The 18,197-nt window shown below is 54.2% G+C and carries 18 protein-coding genes; 7 read left to right on the plus strand and 11 right to left on the minus strand.

Translation table 11 applies throughout. The annotated features are described in order from the left end of the window. Positions 1-19: 19 nt before the first annotated feature. The 3 genes from CJO09_RS03690 to CJO09_RS03700 form a co-directional block, all read right to left on the minus strand. Positions 20-475: a barstar family protein gene (locus CJO09_RS03690; RefSeq protein WP_114420114.1), complete on the minus strand. Its 456-nt coding sequence runs from the start codon at positions 473-475 to the stop codon at positions 20-22. 22 nt (positions 476-497) lie between these two features. Further along, on the minus strand, positions 498-2,795 hold the full coding sequence (locus tag CJO09_RS03695; protein ID WP_119441105.1) for an NADP-dependent malic enzyme: 2,298 nt from the start codon (positions 2,793-2,795) through the stop codon (positions 498-500). A gap of 66 nt (positions 2,796-2,861) precedes the next feature. Further along, on the minus strand, positions 2,862-3,779 hold the full coding sequence (locus tag CJO09_RS03700; protein ID WP_119441106.1) for an FAD-binding protein: 918 nt from the start codon (positions 3,777-3,779) through the stop codon (positions 2,862-2,864). 81 nt (positions 3,780-3,860) lie between these two features. Between CJO09_RS03700 and CJO09_RS03705 the strand changes: the two genes are divergently transcribed. Then, positions 3,861-5,018 (plus strand): pyridoxal phosphate-dependent aminotransferase, encoded by a 1,158-nt coding sequence (locus CJO09_RS03705; protein WP_119441107.1) that lies wholly within the window; start codon positions 3,861-3,863, stop codon positions 5,016-5,018. A gap of 6 nt (positions 5,019-5,024) precedes the next feature. Here the strand turns inward: CJO09_RS03705 and CJO09_RS03710 are convergent, their stop codons facing one another. Further along, complete coding sequence (locus tag CJO09_RS03710) at positions 5,025-5,873, minus strand: lytic transglycosylase domain-containing protein (RefSeq protein ID WP_114420118.1); 849 nt, start codon at positions 5,871-5,873, stop codon at positions 5,025-5,027. A 15-nt stretch (positions 5,874-5,888) separates the two neighbouring features. On the opposite strand from CJO09_RS03710, the gene CJO09_RS03715 reads away from it, so the two are divergent. Further along, positions 5,889-7,436, plus strand: a complete 1,548-nt coding sequence (locus CJO09_RS03715; protein WP_119441108.1) for a UbiD family decarboxylase — start codon at positions 5,889-5,891, stop codon at positions 7,434-7,436. A gap of 12 nt (positions 7,437-7,448) precedes the next feature. Here the strand turns inward: CJO09_RS03715 and CJO09_RS03720 are convergent, their stop codons facing one another. The 5 genes from CJO09_RS03720 to dacB all read right to left on the minus strand — a co-directional run bounded on the left by CJO09_RS03720 (position 7,449) and on the right by dacB (position 10,840). Beyond that, positions 7,449-7,817 (minus strand): hypothetical protein, encoded by a 369-nt coding sequence (locus CJO09_RS03720; protein WP_119441109.1) that lies wholly within the window; start codon positions 7,815-7,817, stop codon positions 7,449-7,451. Continuing rightward, positions 7,814-8,221, minus strand: coding sequence for a phage holin family protein (locus tag CJO09_RS03725; RefSeq protein ID WP_119441110.1), 408 nt, complete (start codon positions 8,219-8,221; stop codon positions 7,814-7,816). The genes CJO09_RS03720 and CJO09_RS03725 overlap by 4 nt, the downstream gene beginning before the upstream one ends. A 46-nt stretch (positions 8,222-8,267) precedes the next feature. Beyond that, complete coding sequence (locus CJO09_RS03730; protein ID WP_119441111.1) at positions 8,268-8,582, minus strand: ElaB/YgaM/YqjD family protein; 315 nt, start codon at positions 8,580-8,582, stop codon at positions 8,268-8,270. 141 nt (positions 8,583-8,723) lie between these two features. Continuing rightward, positions 8,724-9,362, minus strand: coding sequence for a uracil phosphoribosyltransferase (upp, locus tag CJO09_RS03735; RefSeq protein ID WP_119441112.1), 639 nt, complete (start codon positions 9,360-9,362; stop codon positions 8,724-8,726). Positions 9,363-9,448: 86 nt separating this feature from the next. Further along, on the minus strand, positions 9,449-10,840 hold the full coding sequence (gene dacB, locus CJO09_RS03740) for a D-alanyl-D-alanine carboxypeptidase/D-alanyl-D-alanine endopeptidase (protein WP_245961211.1): 1,392 nt from the start codon (positions 10,838-10,840) through the stop codon (positions 9,449-9,451). A gap of 132 nt (positions 10,841-10,972) precedes the next feature. Between dacB and queA the strand changes: the two genes are divergently transcribed. The 5 genes from queA (at position 10,973) to secF (ending at position 16,498) form a co-directional block, all read left to right on the plus strand. Beyond that, entirely contained in the window at positions 10,973-12,040 is a 1,068-nt protein-coding gene (gene queA / locus CJO09_RS03745) for a tRNA preQ1(34) S-adenosylmethionine ribosyltransferase-isomerase QueA (protein WP_119441114.1), read from the plus strand. Beyond that, positions 12,037-13,173, plus strand: coding sequence for a tRNA guanosine(34) transglycosylase Tgt (tgt, locus tag CJO09_RS03750; protein WP_119441115.1), 1,137 nt, complete (start codon positions 12,037-12,039; stop codon positions 13,171-13,173). The genes queA and tgt overlap by 4 nt, the downstream gene beginning before the upstream one ends. Before the next feature lie 48 nt (positions 13,174-13,221). Next, a complete protein-coding gene (gene yajC, locus CJO09_RS03755) occupies positions 13,222-13,563 on the plus strand; it encodes a preprotein translocase subunit YajC (protein ID WP_114420127.1) in 342 nt (113 codons plus the stop codon). Positions 13,564-13,636: 73 nt separating this feature from the next. Further along, positions 13,637-15,505: a protein translocase subunit SecD gene (gene secD, locus CJO09_RS03760; RefSeq protein WP_119441116.1), complete on the plus strand. Its 1,869-nt coding sequence runs from the start codon at positions 13,637-13,639 to the stop codon at positions 15,503-15,505. A 51-nt stretch (positions 15,506-15,556) separates the two neighbouring features. Then, positions 15,557-16,498, plus strand: a complete 942-nt coding sequence (secF, locus tag CJO09_RS03765; protein WP_119441117.1) for a protein translocase subunit SecF — start codon at positions 15,557-15,559, stop codon at positions 16,496-16,498. Between the two features lie 102 nt (positions 16,499-16,600). Here the strand turns inward: secF and sorU are convergent, their stop codons facing one another. After that, positions 16,601-16,918, minus strand: a complete 318-nt coding sequence (gene sorU / locus CJO09_RS03770; RefSeq protein ID WP_119441118.1) for a SorU family sulfite dehydrogenase c-type cytochrome subunit — start codon at positions 16,916-16,918, stop codon at positions 16,601-16,603. A gap of 10 nt (positions 16,919-16,928) precedes the next feature. Further along, positions 16,929-18,164, minus strand: a complete 1,236-nt coding sequence (gene sorT / locus CJO09_RS03775) for a SorT family sulfite dehydrogenase catalytic subunit (protein ID WP_119441119.1) — start codon at positions 18,162-18,164, stop codon at positions 16,929-16,931. Positions 18,165-18,197 lie beyond the last annotated feature (33 nt).

Below are 18,197 nucleotides of genomic sequence, written 5' to 3' on the forward strand. Positions count from 1 at the left end.
CGGCGCGGGTGCCGCTACGTTAACTGCCGGAGTACGGAACCGGCGCAACACCCGGCTCGGGGTCGGGATGTTTTCCAGCGTGCTGAACCGCGAAAGAAAAGCTGCGCCCGTTATTCGCAGCGTACTCCACCACATCTTCACATACCGAGATAATGGCTTTTGAATCTTCCTCAAGCGCCGGGTCGCCCGAGTGCAAATTGTGAAACCAAAGGCATAGCCCTGCTTTCTGATCGATAACCGTATCGCACAGGCAATCGTAAAAAGCATCCAGATTACCCCCAAAAAACTCGGGAAAATCAACCGCTTTCACAACAGCCCTTAGCACAGCCGAGCGACTACGGGCACGATCACACTCAACGGGGAAATAAGTGATACCCAGCGCGTCGGCCTGTTTTGCCACTTCTTCCTGGCTGACTGAAAGGGCGTCGATCTGGCCCCCTTTTTTCAGCTTCTTTTGCAATGCGGACTGGGTCATTGCGCCTCCGATAAAAAACGTATTACGGGGATGGGCTTAGTGTATTTGCGTCGACCACCGCCATTGCGGTCATGTTGACAATGCGACGCACCGTTGAGCTGGACGTAAGGATATGCACCGGCGCATTTGCGCCCAACAAAAACGGGCCAATCGCAACATTGCCACCAGCCGCTGTTTTAAGCAAGTTATACGCGATATTACCCGAGTCAACGTTGGGGCAAATCAACAAATTGGCCGCACCTTTCAATGTTGTTGAGGGAAGAATGCGCTCACGCAACGATTCGTCCAATGCGCAGTCGCCATGCATCTCGCCATCAACCTCAAGATCAGGCGCCTGGGCATGAACCATCTCCAGCGCCTGACGCATCTTCTCGCCGGACGCCGAACTGCCCGTGCCGAAGTTTGAACGCGACAACAGCGCTATTTTCGGTTCAATATTCAAGCGGCGCATTTGTGCCGCCGCCGCCATGGTAATTTCAGCAACCTGCTCCGCCGAGGGATCATCATTCACATGAGTGTCAGCCAACGCCACCGTCCGTTCGGAAAGCAACAGAATATTCATGGCGGCGTATGTTTTTGCCCCAGGCGCCTTGCCAATAACCTCATCAACAAAGCGCAGATGATCGGCATAGGCCCCAACCGTACCGCAAATCATGCCGTCGGCATCGCCCAAATGCACCATCATGGCACCAATTAACGTCAGGCGGCGACGCATCTCGACCCGCGCCATTTCCTTGCTAATGCCGCGCCGGCACATTTTTTCCCAATAGGTTGTCCAATATTGATGGAACCGCTCGTCGTAATCCGGATTGGTAACCTCAACATCCACACCCAACTTAAGGCGCAGATTAAAGCGTTTAATGCGCGCCTCCAGGACGGCCGGACGCCCGACCAGAATCGGCTTTGCCAAATGTTCATCCACAACGATTTGAACCGCCCGCAACACGCGCTCATCCTCCCCTTCCGTGAAGACAATACGCGCCTTGCCGCCATCACGTACCATCGCTTTGGCGGCGGAAAACAAGGGCTTCATGAACGAACCCGAGCGATAAATGAACTGCTGCAATTGCTCTGCGTATGCGTCGAAATCTTCAATGGGGCGGGTTGCCACGCCGTCGTCCATGGCGGCCTTTGCCACGGCCGGCGCAATGCGCAAAATAAGACGCGGATCGAACGGCTTGGGAATGAGATACTCGCGCCCGAAAGATACGCCGTAACTGCCGTAGGCGGCCGCCACAACGTCATTCTGCTCTTCCTGCGCCAACTGCGAAATGGCCTCAACGGCCGCTTTCTCCATGCCCCGTGTAATCGTGGTTGCGCCAACGTCGAGCGCCCCACGGAACATATAGGGGAAGCACAACACGTTATTAACCTGATTCGGATAGTCGGAACGACCGGTTGCCACCACAACATCGTCGCGCACGGCATGGGCGTCTTCCGGCAGTATTTCAGGACTGGGATTCGCCAAAGCCAAAATAATGGGGTTCGAGGCCATGCGGGCCACCATCTCGGGTTTCAACACGCCACCGGCGGACAACCCCAGGAATACGTCGGCTCCCTCGATAATATCGCCCAGCGTACGCGCCTCGGTTTCCTGCGCGTAACGAGCTTTTTCCGGGTCCATCAATACCGTGCGGCCCTGGTACACCACCCCTTCAATGTCAGAGACCCATATATTCTTTGCGGGCAAGCCTAAATCGACCATCAGTTCAAGACACGCCAGCGCAGCTGCGCCCGCCCCCGACACCACGACCTTGACCTTGTCGATATCTTTTTCGACAACTTTCAAAGCACTGATAAAGGCCGAAGCCACACAGATTGCCGTTCCGTGCTGGTCGTCATGAAAAACCGGGATTGACATACGCTCGCGCAACTTGCGCTCAACAATGAAGCATTCCGGCGCTTTAATGTCTTCCAGGTTAATGCCGCCGAACGTGGGCTCCAGGCGAGCAATGGTCTCAACCAGCTTGTCGGGATCCGATTCGTTAATTTCAATATCGAAAACATCGATACCTGCAAACTTTTTGAAGAGTACCGCCTTGCCTTCCATGACCGGTTTCGATGCCAGGGCACCAATGTTGCCTAGCCCCAGAACAGCCGAACCGTTGGTGATGACGCCAACCAGATTGCCTCGCGCCGTGAAGCGCCGGGCGTTTTGGGGATCTGACACAATTTCTTCGCAAGCGGCTGCCACACCCGGAGAATAGGCCAGCATCAAATCGCGCTGGTTCGACAACTGTTTGGTGGCGGTGACTGCAATTTTCCCAGGACGCCCTTTCTCGTGATACTCAAGCGCGGCTTTACGAAGATTCTCTTCCATGATGGTCCGTTTACGTCAAAAAAGAATGAAACAAAGGGAATGATACACACATGCCCGGTTAAAAAATTACAATGCCTGGCCCGGGTGGGGAAAAATACCACAGGGATCAAACTGATTCTTGATATGCAGATCGATATCTTGCGCTGCATAAACGACCGTATCGTCAAACGCGTTCGACGCCACACCCCGGAACGGCAGCGGTTCGACTGGCTCCGACATCGCCCGAAACACAAACCACTCCGCCCAGCATAAGTCTCCGCCGTGCCCGAAAAGTAAGTGCGAAAGGTTCACTTCATGCCCATCGGCCGGCATCAACGCATCGAGGCGATATCGGCCGGGCCAGTGAGAAGCGTCGGCACACAGCTTGGCAGAATCTCCCGCAGCAAGGCGAAAAAGTGCAGGCGCGAGTTGCTGCAACGTTAACGTGCCCAAAGGTTGTTGTTGCGTCTCCCCGAAAGGACCTAAAACCGCCTTCGTTTCATCGGCGAACAGCACTCCGGCATGGCTTAAGCCCATACGTCCAAGCTCACCCGTGGGCAAATTCATGTGGACTCGATCGGCAAGCAATGCCGCCACGGTTAAATAATCGGGGAACGCATCAAACTGCTTCAAGCCGGCCTGCTTAAGTTCCGCAACGAAACAGCCCGGTTGTACAAACCATTTATCGTCCGTTTCAGGCACCGGCTGACAGGTTTTCAAATAGATACTGGGGTCAACCCACAATACCGGCGACCCTGGTTGCTGTGCCTCTTCTTCCAAGCCATCAAGCATGAACACAACCTCGTATTCATTACACAACATAAGCGCGTGATGCGCGTCGGCCGGTGTTTTGGCTGACAGCCTGGCATGACCAAAACCGTCGACCCGACCCTCGTTAAAAAAACTTCCCTGCACTAAACGGCGCATTCGTTGGCAAAAATTTTCCCATGGATCATTCGTGATGCGCCGACCCGTGAAAAACGCGCGGCGTGACAGCGACGGCATGCCTGATTTCCTTTGAACTGAATAATACGATTAAATAACGCTTTAAACTCAATAAACCGTGACCTGCAAAGAGACGCCGTTATGCCCGAATTGGCCCAAAGATGCTCCGAGATACAACCATTCTACGCCGTTGAGGTGTTCAAACAGGGGGCGGCACTCATTGCACAAGGGCACGACATTATCAGCCTGGGCATCGGCGAACCCGACTTCACCGCTCCAGCCCAAGTGGTAGAAACACTGAACCGGGCTTCATCCGCCGGATTAAGCGGTTATACCCCCCCATTGGGCCTTGCGCCCTTGCGCGAAGCCATTGCACATTATTATGGCGAGGAATTCGGTGCCCGTGTGAAGCCTGAACGGGTTATCGTCACGTCGGGCGCCTCCGGCGCACTTTTATTAGCCTGCACGGCACTGATCGACCCGGGGGCTGAGATACTCATGCCCGACCCATCCTACCCCGCCAACCAGAACTTTATACGCTGTGCAGGTGGTAGACCAAAGCTGATTCCGTGCGGGCCCGAACAACAATTCCAGCTAACGGCAAACGATATCGAAACACATTGGGGCCCGGATACGCGCGGTGTCGTTATTGCTTCGCCCAGCAACCCCACTGGCACACGCATTTTGCAGTCTGAACTCAAGAAGCTTATCGAGGCAGTTAATGCCCGTGGCGGCTTTGTCATTATGGACGAGATCTATCTTGGACTTTATTACGATGAAAAGCCCGAAAGCGCCCTCACCCTGGATGATAATCTCATTATTATCAATAGCTTTTCAAAATATTTTCACATGACCGGTTGGCGCTTGGGCTGGATGACTGTGCCCGAAACCATGATCACCGCCGTAGACAAACTCGCGGCCAGCCTGACCATCTGCGCACCCAGTCTGGCTCAGCATGCCGCCCTCACCTGCTTTGAGCCGGAAGTCATGCGCATCTATGAAAACCGCCGCCTTTCGTTCAAACAGCGGCGCGATTATCTGGTTCCGGAGCTTGAAAAACTAGGGCTAACCGTTCCGGTTAAGCCTGATGGTGCGTTCTATGTGTACGCCGACGTTAGCCGGCACAGTAATGACAGTGAAGCGTTTTCGCAGCAAATGCTTGCCCAGGCTCATGTTGCGGCGGTGCCCGGTCGCGACTTTGGCCCCGCACATGCCCAAAAAATGCTGCGCTTTTCCTATACGTTGGGCTTAAATCGGCTGGAAGAGGCCGTTGGGCGCATGGCTCAATTTCTGCGCTAACCCGAATTACAACTTAAAGCTGGGCGCAATGCCCGAGGCAAGCGCGATACGACGCATTTCGGCCAGCACTTTATTGCCGTAACCGCCGTCGCCCGGCCCGGTCGCGCCAACGTAGCACGCCAACCCCCCACGAATTGAACCACGCCGCTTGATGCAATCGTACAGAATTTGAGTGCCCACCTGAATATTGGCCAAAGGATTCAACGCGGCATCTACTCCATCGGCAAAATCAACAAATTTCTCTTTATGGACGCGTGTCATCACTTGCATCAGACCCTGCGCCCCGACATGACTTTCAGCAAACGGATTGTAACGAGACTCGATTGCGATGACGGCAAGTACCAATTGGGGATCGAGTTCTCGCTGGCGTGCCACTTGAAACACATTCTGAATAAGCACACCCGCCGCCTTGTGCGCGATGCGATATTTGCGCGCGATATAGCTGCGCAGCGCTTTGCTTTGCTCTGACGTTACCCCTGGAATGACATAGTCATCTGCTTCGGCCATTGCCTGCGAAAACGGTTGATCGGCATCGGGCATGCTATCGGTTAACGGCGCTTCGGCCCACTCGCTCTTCGCCCAATCGGGCTCCGACAACAAAGCACCGAAACTAAAACCCCGCTCCGGCAAGGAAAACAAATCGATTTGCAAAGAGGCAGGACGCAAACTGGCCAGCAAAGCCGTATGAACCTGACGGGTTTGTTCCTTCAATGCGGGCACCGTAAGGCTTAGTGCAACAGTGACCAGAACAGCCAGACCCAAATAAACAGCACATACATGCACCAACTCAGCAAGTTGATGACGTACACTTCGAAAAATACGGGCAAGCGCCTGGCCCGAACTGTTTAGAACCATAGGGGTGAACATCTCTTGAAATATCGTGATTTACGCGACTTTATAGCGCAACTTGAGTCAATTGGCGAACTGAAGACAATTCATGCCGGCGTTTCCACGCACCTGGAAATGACCGAAATCAGTGACCGTGTCCTTCAGACCCAGGGGCCGGCACTTTTGTTCCGCAATGCGCAACATCAGAATCAGGCAGCGGCCATGCCGGTACTCACCAACCTGTTCGGCACACCGCATCGGGTGGCCTTGGGCATGGGGGCCGATAACGTCAGTGCCCTGCGCGATATTGGGGAGTTGCTGGCTTCGTTACGAGAACCCGAGGCACCCAAAGGGCTGAGGGATGCGTTCGCAAAAGTCGCCACCCTGAAGTCGGCCCTCTGGGACATGAGTCCAAAGAAAATTCGGGGCGCGCCTTGCCAGGAAATTGTGCTGGAAGGCAAAGATGTCGATCTGAACCAAATACCCTTGCAGCACTGCTGGCCCGAGGACATTGCCCCATTGTTGACATGGGGGCTGGTGATTACTCGGGGTCCGAATGCGCGACGCCAAAATCTGGGCATTTATCGCCAGCAACAAATTGGACGCAACAAATTAATAATGCGTTGGTTATCGCATCGAGGCGGCGCATTGGATTTTCGTGATCATTGTCTTGCAAACCCCGGCCAACCGTTCCCGATTGCCGTTGCGCTGGGAACCGACCCGGCCACTATTCTGGGCGCCGTCACACCGGTTCCCGACAGCCTCTCGGAATATCAATTCGCCGGCCTGTTGCGGGGAGCCCGCACTGAGCTAACGCAAGCGATCGGCAGCGAACTGTCGGTCCCAGCATATGCGGAGATTGTACTGGAAGGCCATATACTGCCGTCTACCGACCCCGGCGCGCTGCCAACGAACCCGCAGGGCGCGACGACGCCTCCGAAAGAGTCTGGCTACGAAATGGCCCTGGAAGGGCCGTACGGCGACCATACCGGGTATTACAACGAGCAAGACTGGTTTCCCGTCTTCACGGTTGATCGCATCACCATGCGCCGAAACCCCATTTACCACAGTACCTACACGGGTAAGCCGCCCGACGAACCCGCTGTTTTGGGTGTTGCATTGAACGAGGTTTTCGTACCTTTGTTAAAGCGCCAACTGCCTGAAATTGTCGATTTTTATTTGCCGCCCGAAGGGTGTAGTTACCGGCTTGCCGTTGTCTCGATCCGAAAACAGTATCCCGGACATGCCAAACGCGTGATGTTTGGCCTTTGGAGTGTCCTGCGTCAGTTCATGTACACCAAGTTCATCGTGGTGGTCGACGACGACATTGACCCACGCGACTGGAAAGAGGTTGTTTGGGCTATGACAACCCGAATGGACCCGGTACGAGACACTGTGTTGGTGGAAAACACCCCTATCGACTATCTGGACTTCGCCTCGCCCGTTTCGGGGTTAGGCGGCAAAATGGGAATGGACGCAACCAACAAATGGCCGGGAGAAACCCAGCGAGAGTGGGGCCGACCGATTGTGATGGACGAAAAGGTTAAAAGCCGAATTGACGAAATTTGGCCGACTTTGGGCCTGGGGTAATGTTGTGCTGCCTCAAGATGCGTCCGGCGAGCCCTGGCCGGGCTTTAACAGCTTCACCATTTGCCAGGCTGCAACAACGCCCACACCTGCCTTCAATAAGCGAGTGCGCGAACGCCCCCTTCCTGAAAACAGGCCGGACAACGTAGAAACCAGAAACGGATAACGGCTCAAAAAGCGGGCGCCCTGCATGAGCGCGGCACCCGCCCCTTTACCAGACGACAACGAACGCGGCACCACGCTACGAACCAATGCTGCGGGCGAGATGTCGTGCACGACATCGCACGTGGATTTACGCAACGACTGACGCTCGACGGCCGCGCGGGCCCTAAGCAGCTCTTTTCGCAAAGCGCGCTCTCGGGCGCGCGACATCGTTGAGCTCATGGTGCATCTCCTGGATTGCGATCGGCACGATCCACTTCCTGCAACCGATTGACCAAAGCAAGGTCACGTTTCAGTTCATCGAGCGTTGCTTCAAAGGGGACAGGGTTGGCGCAAAGCTCGTTTTTGACCCACCAGGCCAAGCCCAGGCCAACGAACAAATACACCAACGCCAGCAAGCCCAATGCCGCATACCGATATTCGGTTGGCCAGAAATACAGCGCAACCAAAAGCGAAACAACCAGCAACGCGAGCACCAGGCACAAGATCGCGCCCACCGTCAGGCACATCACCTTTATCAGGCGCAAGCGCTGCTCCGCCAATTCGATTGAGAAAAGCTCTAAACGTGTACCGACGATGGAAACCAGCGTTGCAGCCAACTGGCCGGCGGATTGTCGAAGTGCCATCTAAAACGGGCCCCTTGAAGCAATGAACATGATTTCGGGCCGTTTCTTAACGGCGACTGATCAACATGCCGATGAGCAAACCCGTCAGGCCCGCGACACCTATTGCCTGCCACGGATTGTCATGCACGTAGTCGTCGGTGGCACGTGCGGCCAAACGACCCCGCTCAAGCAGGGCATCTTGCGTGTCGTACAAAGCCGAACGCGTACGACGCAGCGATTGCATGGCGCGTTCGCGCAATTCCTCAGCTTTTTCACCGCTTGCCTGGGCTGCTTCGCGAAGCAGCTTCTCAGCGTCGTCAAGGCTTTCCTTCACGCCTTCAATAAACTCTTCTTCTTGAGCTTTCAGTTCATTTTTAGCCATTTTTGCACCCCTTTAGTTAAATTAGTGGTGATCACGGCGGGCCGGATTAATTGGCCCGCTTACCTTTTCATAGTACCGGACTGGCGCTAAAACGCAATTGACAAATGTTAAATAAAAAGACTGATTACGCCCTTTAGCCGATCAGGCGTGTTTTTGACGCGTGCCAAAAATTCGGTCTCCGGCATCGCCCAGGCCGGGAATAATATAGCCATCATCATTTAAATGACTATCGATCGAAGCCGTATAAATATGCACATCGGGATGCTGAGTCTCAACCGCCTTAATCCCTTCCGGCGCCGCCACCAGAACCAAAGCACGAATATTATTGGCACCGGCTTTTTTCAGCATATCGATGGTGGCAACCATCGAGCCCCCGGTGGCCAACATGGGGTCAACAATCAGTGCCAAACGCTGATCAAGGGAATCTGCCAAACGTTCAAGATAAGTTTGCGCCTGCAGGGTTTCCTCGTTACGGGCAATGCCGACCGCGCTGACTTTAGCGCCCGGTATCAAGGTAAGCACACCGTCGAGCATGCCGATGCCGGCGCGTAAAATCGGTACCACCGTAACCTTTTTACCGGCAATTTTCTCTACATTGATATGGCCACACCAGCCTTGCACCACAGTGGGCTCAAGGGGCAGATCTTTGGTGGCCTCGTAGGTTAGAAGCGCCGCCACCTCTTGCGACATTTCGCGAAAATTCTTGGTGCTGAGATCCGCTTTGCGCATCAAGCCCAACTTGTGTCGGATCAGGGGGTGGCGTATTTCATGTATCGGCATGCAAAATTCCTGCGGGAGAATTAAAAGACTCAGGTAGCAAGTTTAGCCGTTTTACAGCCGGCCTTTGACTTAAAGTCCGGCCACCCTTACTGAGTGCTTAACCAGCGAATCAGTGCATCATCAAAAGACCGCATGGCACCGGTTCGATTGCCATTGACCATACTTACAAGGGCGTATCGCCTGCCGCTTTCACCCAACACATAACCTGCAATCGCACGGGTATCGCGCAATGTTCCCGTTTTTAAATGGGCCATTCCGCGCGCTTCATCATTACGCAAACGCCGGCGAACCGTTCCATCGACCCCCGCAATGGCCAAAGACGACATGAATTCAGGCATAAGCGGTGAGTTCCAAGCCGTATCCAGCATTTGCACCAAACCGGCCGCCGTCAGGCGGCCGTCGCGCGACAAGCCTGAACCGTTATCAATAACCCAACCACGGGTATCGATGCCCTGGCGGCGCAACAAATCGAGCGCAATCCGCGCACCGGCTTCGGGCGTTGCGCCATAGGCACCGGACTCAGCCGCCAGCGTTAACAAGAGGGTACGCGCCATGACGTTATTGCTGTATTTATTTACGTGGCGAATCATATCTGAAAGCGTCTCGGAATCATGCCACACGAAAAGCGATGCACCAGGCGGAGTTTCACCTTGTCGAATACCCCTGCCTAACGTACCGCCAAGCTCACGCCACAACAAACGAAAAACAGCGTCGAAGTAGGCGGGCTGATTCATCGCAAGACGATAAACACTGAACTCGCCACAAGATCCTGCCGCCGTTCCATCAACTTGCACAACAACCGCCCCGGACGCACTGGGGAAAACTTGGGTTGAGACCCGCGGCGACCCCGGGCAAACAGCATCGCTCCATGCCACCTCGCCCTGAACCCGAATACCCCGAACCGGGGGGTCAACAACCGGAATCCACTTTCGGGCCAGGTAATCGGGCTGAAAAGACAGCCGAACGGCACCTAAACCAACCATCATGGCATCGGGACTGGCGTTGTAAGGGCGATCGGGGGCCGCATCGAAAGCACCGGGATCAATCGCCACCGGCCCGAAAATGGATCGATCAACCACCACCTCCGTTAAATTCTTCACCCCGCGCAAGCGCAATTCACGTAATAAAGCCCAGAGCTCCTCGACCTGCATAAAAGGATCGCCCGACGCCTTGAGGTAAATCGGCTTGGGCAGTGACCCCTGGGCGTCGGGAACCGGCACACCATCGTAAAAAAACGCCGTACGCCACTGATAATCGGGCCCCAGTTCAGACAAAGCCGCCCAGGTTGTGACCATTTTCATGACTGAAGCAGGATTACGCGGCACCTCGGGATTAATGGAAAACAACACCGGGCCGTTCAACTCTTTCACGACGACGGAGACGTCATTGGTAGTTAAGCCGGTTTGTCGCCAGGCCTGCTGCAAAGGTTCCGGCAACGTCTGGCTACTGCCCGACACCGGTAAACTAAGGCCCAACACACACGCACAACCGAGTATCAAACCGAGCTTTGAAACCGCCGCCTTCCGGTGCCGAGTAAAATGCGCAAGCATCAATGTCATCCTGTTGAGTCAACCCAAACACAAAGCATACCGAAAAGCACGTTCTGTTTCATGACCGAAAAACCCTATCCCGACAACAACGAATTGCGCCTCTCACAATTCGATTACGATTTACCTGAAGCGCTGATTGCCCAAACACCAGCCGACCAACGCAGTGCCAGCCGCTTATTGCACCTGGACACCTTATCGCAAATTCACGACCGCCAATTTCTTGATTTACCCGACTTCTTAAAAGCGGGAGACTTATTGGTATTCAACAACACAAAAGTGATCAAGGCGCGTCTTTTGGGACAGAAAGACACGGGTGGCAAGGTGGAATTGCTCATTGAAAGAATCACCGAAGATAAACAGGCGCTATCGCATATTAAGTCCAGCAAATCGCCCAAACCCGGCACGGTATTGCATATTGCCCCGAATTTAAGCCTGACGGTCACCGGTCGCGAAGGCGAACTTTTTTCCGTTCAGTTTCCGGTTAACGTACTTGACGCGCTGGACGAGCATGGTATGACACCGCTGCCACCGTACATTGAACATGCGGCAGACGCCCAAGACGAAGCGCGATATCAAACCGTTTATGCACAAGAGCCCGGCGCCGTGGCGGCACCTACGGCAGGATTGCACTTCGATGATGTTGTGCTTGAACAATTGAAAAACAAGGGGGTCCGGCTTGCTTTTGTGACCCTGCATGTAGGCGCCGGCACATTCCAACCGGTTCGGGTGGAAAAACTGACCGAACACAAAATGCATTTCGAGCGCTATACCGTACCCGCTGAAACGTTAAAGCTTGTTGATGAAACGCGACAGCAAGGCAGGCGAATTATTGCCGTTGGCACCACCAGCGTGCGAGCGCTGGAATCGGCGGCAAAGCAAAGAGAGGCGGGCCAGGCTGGGGTCGACATTTCGGGCGATACAAACTTATTCATTACACCGGGTTACCAGTTTGATCTGGTCAACGCCCTCATCACCAACTTTCACTTACCGCGCTCAACCCTGCTGATGCTGGTTTCCGCCCTGGCAGGCATGACGCCGATCAAGCAGGCTTATGAACACGCGGTTGCGCAGCAGTACCGCTTTTTCAGTTATGGCGACGCCATGTTTATCGAGACCCCTTCCAAATGACCGGATTGAATTTCAAACTTCTCAAAACCGATGGGCCGGCCCGCAGAGGCCAGGTGACGTTGAACCACGGCGTGGTGGAAACGCCCATTTTCATGCCGGTCGGTACGTATGGCAGCGTGAAAGCCATGTTACCTCACGAACTAGACGACATTGGCGCACAAATCATTTTGGGAAATACATTTCACCTATGGCTGCGCCCCGGCACGGAAGTCATTGAAAAACATCAAGGTTTGCATGGTTTCATGCAATGGTCTCGTCCCATTCTTACCGACTCCGGCGGCTTCCAGGTATTCAGTCTCGACGGCCTGCGCAAAATTACTGAAGAAGGCGTGAAGTTTGCCTCTCCTATCGACGGCTCGCGCCTGTTTCTGACACCGGAAGAGTCCATGCGTATTCAGCGCGCCTTGAACTCAGATATTGTCATGGTGTTCGATGAATGCACCCCTTACAAAATAGATGGACGTCCAGCCACGCACGAAGAAGCCGCTCAGTCAATGCGCATGTCCCTGCGCTGGGCGCAACGCTCAAAGAATGCCTTCAATGAACTGGAAAACCCCAACGCCTTGTTCGGTATCGTACAAGGGGGCATGTACGAAGATCTGCGCGACGAATCACTTGCAGGCCTGACGCAAATCGGCTTTCACGGCTATGCGATTGGGGGATTATCGGTCGGGGAACCCAAAGAGGAAATGATGCGCGTCCTGCGTCATGTGGCCCCCAAATTGCCCGACAACGCACCTCGCTATTTAATGGGCGTAGGCACACCTGAAGACCTGGTTGAGGGAGTCAGCCACGGCGTAGACATGTTTGATTGCGTCATGCCAACCCGAAACGCCCGCAATGGCTGGCTGTTTACCCGTTACGGCGATATCAAAATTCGCAATGCCCGTTATAAAGATGACACCCAGCCGCTTGATCCCGATTGCCATTGCCACACTTGCCAACATTTCTCGCGCGCTTATCTGCATCACCTGCAACGGGCCAACGAAATAACGGGATCGAGGCTAAACACCTTGCATAATCTTTACTTTTACCTAAAGATAATGGCCGAGATGCGCGAAGCCATCGAGAACGGATCGTTCCAGCAATGGAAAGCTGAATTTACAGAAAATCGATCGCGCGGCATCCAATAGCCAGATATCGCTACAATAGAACGCTAAACCTAAAATCAGGAGTAATGAATGTCCCTCGTTGACACCCTTTCACAAATCGTCGCACAGGCAGCCGGCGAAGGTAATGCACTGATGGGTATGCTACCCATCATTTTAATGTTCGTCATTCTGTATTTCCTTATGATCCGCCCCCAAATGAAGCGGCAAAAGGAACATCGCAATATGGTGGCCGCGTTGGCCAAAGGCGACGAAATCATTACCACGGGCGGGATGTTGGGCAAAGTCACCAAAGTCAGCGACAGCTACATCACCGTCGAAGTAACCTCGCTGGCCGACAAGCCTGTTGAAGTGGTTTTGCAGCGTACCGCCGTTGCCTCGGTGTTGCCCAAAGGCACCATCAAAGCACTATAAGCAGCAACCTGCTCCTTTTCAGCCCCGTATCCACCGAAACGGGGCTTGTTTACATTTCAACCGTTGATCCGCAATGAACCGTTACCCCCTCTGGAAATATCTCATCGTTCTGGCTGCTGTCATTATTGGGCTTCTTTATACCCTGCCCAATTTCTTCGGCGAATCGCCTGCCGTCCAGATTGCACCTGCCAAAACAGCGGTCAAGGTTGAAGCCAACATGATGGGCCGCGTCCAGCAATTGTTGGATGAAAAAAACATCCCAACAACAGGTTCATTCTTTGAGCAAAACGGGCCGGTGGGCACGGTTCGTTTTCGTTTCGACTCAACCGACACACAGTTGCAAGCCAAAGATGTTATCGAGAATGCGCTGAACCCCAACCCGGCCGACCCCGATTACACCGTCGCGTTGAATTTGCTGCCGTCGTCACCCAACTGGCTCACTGCATTGGGTGCCAGCCCCATGTATCTGGGGCTCGATTTGCGCGGTGGCGTTCACTTCCTGCTGCAGGTTGACATGCAGGGGGCTCTGAACGGCCGCTACGACACGCTGGCCAACGACGTCCGCGTTATCCTGCGTGAAGAAGGTGTTCGTACCGGCGGGGTCGAGCGCGACGGCATGTCAATCGTGGCCCAGTTCGACAACGAAGACGCCGCTAACAACGCCGCTTCTGTGTTGCGCAACCGTTTACCCGAAATGATTTACTCGGTCTCTGAAAATGGAGACCGTTTCGTGCTCACCTCCCGGCTAACCGAAAGCGCGGTTACGGAGGTTCAAAACAATGCGCTGCAACAGAACATCACGACGCTGCATAACCGGATTAACGAACTGGGCGTCGCCGAACCCATTATTCAGCGCCAAGGTGCCGACCGCATTGTTGTTCAGTTGCCGGGGGTTCAAGACGTTGCCAAAGCCAAGGAAATTCTTGGTCGTACGGCAACTCTTGAAATTCGCATGGTCGATGAGTCACAATCGGCCCAGAACGCTTTGGCCGCCGGCCGCGTACCCTTTGGCCTGGAGCGATACGAAGACACTGATGGGCGCCCGCTTCTGTTGCGTCGACAGGTAGTCCTGACCGGTGAGAACCTGCAAGATGCCCAACCCGGGCGCGACCAGCAAACCCAGCAACCATCGGTCAACCTCACGCTCGACCAAAAAGGCGCTCGTATTTTCCGCGACGTTACCCGCGACAACGTGGGTAAACGCATGGCTATTCTGCTATTTGAAAAGGGTAAAGGCCAGGTGGTAACCGCGCCCGTTATCCGCAGTGAAATTCCGGGGGGGCAAGTTCAAATTTCCGGCAGCATGACGGCACAAGAAGCCTCGGATATTGCGCTGCTCTTGCGCGCCGGTGCCTTGGCGGCACCCATGGAGATTATTGAAGAGCGCACTATCGGACCCAGCCTGGGCGCGGAAAATATTGAAATGGGCTTTAAATCAGTGATGTGGGGCTTTGCTGCTTTGGCCTTGTTCATCATTATTTACTATCACCTGTTCGGTGTCTTCTCCACCCTTGGACTGAGCTTCAATATTTTGTTGCTGCTGGGTGTCCTTTCCATGTTGCAGGCCACACTTACATTACCGGGTATCGCTGCCTTGGCGCTAGCCCTGGGTATGGCGATTGATGCAAACGTGCTGATCAACGAACGGATCAGGGAAGAACTGCGAGGCGGAATGGCGCCGCAGCAGGCGATTCATCAAGGTTTTGAACGAGCCTGGGGCACCATTCTCGACTCCAACCTGACGACACTTATTGTGGGGCTGGCGTTGCTGGCATTTGGTTCCGGGCCGGTTCGCGGTTTTGCCGTCGTGCATTGCATCGGGATCCTAACCTCCATGTTTTCTTCTGTCGTGGGTGTACGGGCCATCACCAACCTTTGGTACGGGCGTCGTCGTAAGCTGCAAAGCATTTCAATCGGGCAAATCTGGAAGCCGAAAGATTAAAGCCCGATCCAACATGCAATTATTCGCCCCAATCATTTAGGCAACGAAATAATGGAACTCTTTAGAATCAAACGCACCATTCCGTTCATGCGCCACGCGCTGGTGCTGAACCTGATCAGCCTGATCACTTTTGCTTTAGCTGTATTTTTTATTGCCACGCGCGGATTCCATTTATCTATCGAGTTTACGGGTGGCACCGTCATGGAAACCCACTATCAGCAATCAGCCGATCTTGGGCAGGTTCGCAACGCCCTGAGTGAAATCGGCTACTCCGACTTCCAGGTACAGAATTTCGGCACCTCGCGCGATGTCATGATTCGCCTGCCGGTGGCGGAGGGTGAAGACGCCACGGTTCAAAGCGAGAAAGTCATGGCTGCACTGCAGGCCGACACGCCGAACGTGGAGTTACGCCGGGTGGAGTTTGTTGGCCCGCAAGTAGGTGAAGAGCTGGTCACAAACGGCCTGCTGGCCTTATTGTGTGTTGTTATCGGCATTATGGTTTACCTGGCCCTGCGTTTCGAATGGAAGTTCGCTATTGCAGGGGTCGTAGCCAACTTCCACGACGTCATTATCATTCTGGGCTTTTTCGCCTTTTTCCAATGGGAGTTTTCTTTAGCCGTACTGGCCGGTGTTCTTGCAGTACTGGGCTACTCGGTAAACGAGTCGGTGGTGATCATGGACCGTATCCGTGAAAATTTCCGTAAGCAACGGCGGGCTTCAACCACGGAGGTGATCGACAGCGCAATCACCCAAACCATTTCCCGCACCATCATCACCCACACATCAACACAAATTATGGTGTTGTCGATGCTGATCTTTGGTGGGCCGACGCTACACTATTTTGCCCTTGCTCTTACGATCGGCATTTGGTTTGGTATCTATTCTTCCGTTTTCGTTGCCGCCGCCATTGCCATGTGGCTGGGCATTAAACGCGAAGATTTGGTTAAGCCAGTTAAAAAAGACGACGCCGAAGTCGAGGTCGAAGAAGGCTAAGCCTGCAAAGCGCGTTCGCCAAAACAACAAGCCCCCGATAACAACTGGGTTACCGGGGGCTTTTGCTTTCTTAAAACCTGGGTCTATTGACTGAATAAAACGCTATTGACCCGTAGACTTAACCACGTAGGCAGTAACCGCCTCCATGTCTTCCTGGCTTAAGGAGTTGGCAAAAGAAGGCATGGCGCCCATTCCGTCTTTCAGCACTTTCATAATGCGGTCGGCACTGGGTTTCAACTCATCGAGGTTTGGCCCAATTGCACCTTGCGAACCTGCATCTTTCAGCGTATGACAGACGGCACAGGCGGGCACTGCCTTACTGACAAACAACTCCTTCCCGCGCTGCAACTGAGCATCGTTGGCCCAGGCCGCCGAGGAAACCAATAACGACAAACCTGCAAAAGCAAAAGCAAATTTCATGAACAAACCTTTATGAAGTTACGTTGATTTCGACCATGTGGTCTTGCCAGCTATTGTTGTTGTACCCGCGATTGTTTTCAGCGCGTTCCGCAGGCTGGGTTTGACCTGCCGCATTGGTGGTGCGACTGGCCAGATTATAACGACCCGGCTTCAAGTCGGCCGTAAAAGCAAACTGGCGCCACGCATACTTGCCCAAGTCGGGACCCACAAACCGCGCCTCCTGCCAGGACTTTCCACCATCGATCGACACCTCGATCTTGCTCGGGCTATCCATACCGCCCATTGCAACCCCGCCGATGACAACAGGCCCGGCTTTTAACGATGTATCAGGCGATGAAGGTGACGTAATCCACGACTTGGGCGGCATTTCCCAAATGGACTCATGCTGTGGCCCGCCTTTTTCCCCTACTGCGGAAAACCGGTAGCTGTTCTGTTGGATACTGGCCGGCGACTGCGCTTTGGTAAACGCCAACTGCTTGACATATTTAACATTATTAACCCCGGTGTAACCCGGCACGATTAACCGTAAAGGGCCGCCATGTGCCAACGGCAAAGGCTCGCCGTTTACTTCCCAGGCCAATATTGCATCTTTCATGGCCTCCAGCGGCACTGACCGTTCCACCCTAACTGAGTTGGGATCGAGCCCGGCAGGGATTTCCTCACCGCCTGTGCCCGTCATGTACACCATGCCGTCTTGTACACCACCCAATGCCTCAACCAACGTGGCAATGGGAACACCAGTGAAAATAACGCAACCTGCTGCACCCACGGTCCATTGCGTACCACCTGGTTTATGCGGGAAATACGCACGGCCGTTGCCGGAACACTGCAAGACCATGGGCAACGCCTGCAAACCCATATCTTTAAGCTGTGCCAAGGTAAACGTATGGGGTTTCCGGACCCCTTCAATATTAATCTGCCAGGCATCGGGATTATCGGTAATGCCGGCAGGAGGCGGGGAAACATTATTGCGAATGAATAACCGGTTCAACGGTGTAATCACACTGCTGCCCACTGCGCCGCGCTGGGTTTCAATGGTGTTTGCACTATGCACAATCAAGCTGTTCGCGTCTTTCCATTTCGCGTAATCGGGTAACGGTTTGACGTCGGAAACAGGCTGTGGGTTGGATTGAGCAGCGGGCTCGGTGGAATCGGCTCGCGCCACAGTGCTCATTCCAGCCCACGCGGCGGCAGCGCCGGCTGCGGCCAATACCCGGCGACGAGGGGTGTTGATTTTTTCTTGCATGGCAACCTCCTGTTGAGCAAGACGAAGAAACCA

Origin of the sequence: Neopusillimonas maritima, from assembly GCF_003576595.1 — a bacterium.
GTDB classification, from domain to species: domain Bacteria; phylum Pseudomonadota; class Gammaproteobacteria; order Burkholderiales; family Burkholderiaceae_B; genus Neopusillimonas; species Neopusillimonas maritima.

Coding starts and splice junctions, on each gene's coding strand:
- CJO09_RS03720 (WP_119441109.1), bottom strand. CDS start 7,817: ATGAGCTCAACGATGTCGCGCGCCCGAGAGCGCGCTTTGCGAAAAGAG.
- CJO09_RS03725 (WP_119441110.1), bottom strand. CDS start 8,221: ATGGCACTTCGACAATCCGCCGGCCAGTTGGCTGCAACGCTGGTTTCC.
- secD (WP_119441116.1), top strand. CDS start 13,637: ATGAACCGTTACCCCCTCTGGAAATATCTCATCGTTCTGGCTGCTGTC.
- tgt (WP_119441115.1), top strand. CDS start 12,037: ATGACCGGATTGAATTTCAAACTTCTCAAAACCGATGGGCCGGCCCGC.
- CJO09_RS03730 (WP_119441111.1), bottom strand. CDS start 8,582: ATGGCTAAAAATGAACTGAAAGCTCAAGAAGAAGAGTTTATTGAAGGC.
- sorU (WP_119441118.1), bottom strand. CDS start 16,918: ATGAAATTTGCTTTTGCTTTTGCAGGTTTGTCGTTATTGGTTTCCTCG.
- CJO09_RS03700 (WP_119441106.1), bottom strand. CDS start 3,779: ATGCCGTCGCTGTCACGCCGCGCGTTTTTCACGGGTCGGCGCATCACG.
- upp (WP_119441112.1), bottom strand. CDS start 9,362: ATGCCGATACATGAAATACGCCACCCCCTGATCCGACACAAGTTGGGC.
- secF (WP_119441117.1), top strand. CDS start 15,557: ATGGAACTCTTTAGAATCAAACGCACCATTCCGTTCATGCGCCACGCG.
- CJO09_RS03705 (WP_119441107.1), top strand. CDS start 3,861: ATGCCCGAATTGGCCCAAAGATGCTCCGAGATACAACCATTCTACGCC.
- CJO09_RS03710 (WP_114420118.1), bottom strand. CDS start 5,873: ATGGTTCTAAACAGTTCGGGCCAGGCGCTTGCCCGTATTTTTCGAAGT.
- CJO09_RS03695 (WP_119441105.1), bottom strand. CDS start 2,795: ATGGAAGAGAATCTTCGTAAAGCCGCGCTTGAGTATCACGAGAAAGGG.
- queA (WP_119441114.1), top strand. CDS start 10,973: ATGACCGAAAAACCCTATCCCGACAACAACGAATTGCGCCTCTCACAA.
- yajC (WP_114420127.1), top strand. CDS start 13,222: ATGTCCCTCGTTGACACCCTTTCACAAATCGTCGCACAGGCAGCCGGC.
- CJO09_RS03690 (WP_114420114.1), bottom strand. CDS start 475: ATGACCCAGTCCGCATTGCAAAAGAAGCTGAAAAAAGGGGGCCAGATC.
- sorT (WP_119441119.1), bottom strand. CDS start 18,164: ATGCAAGAAAAAATCAACACCCCTCGTCGCCGGGTATTGGCCGCAGCC.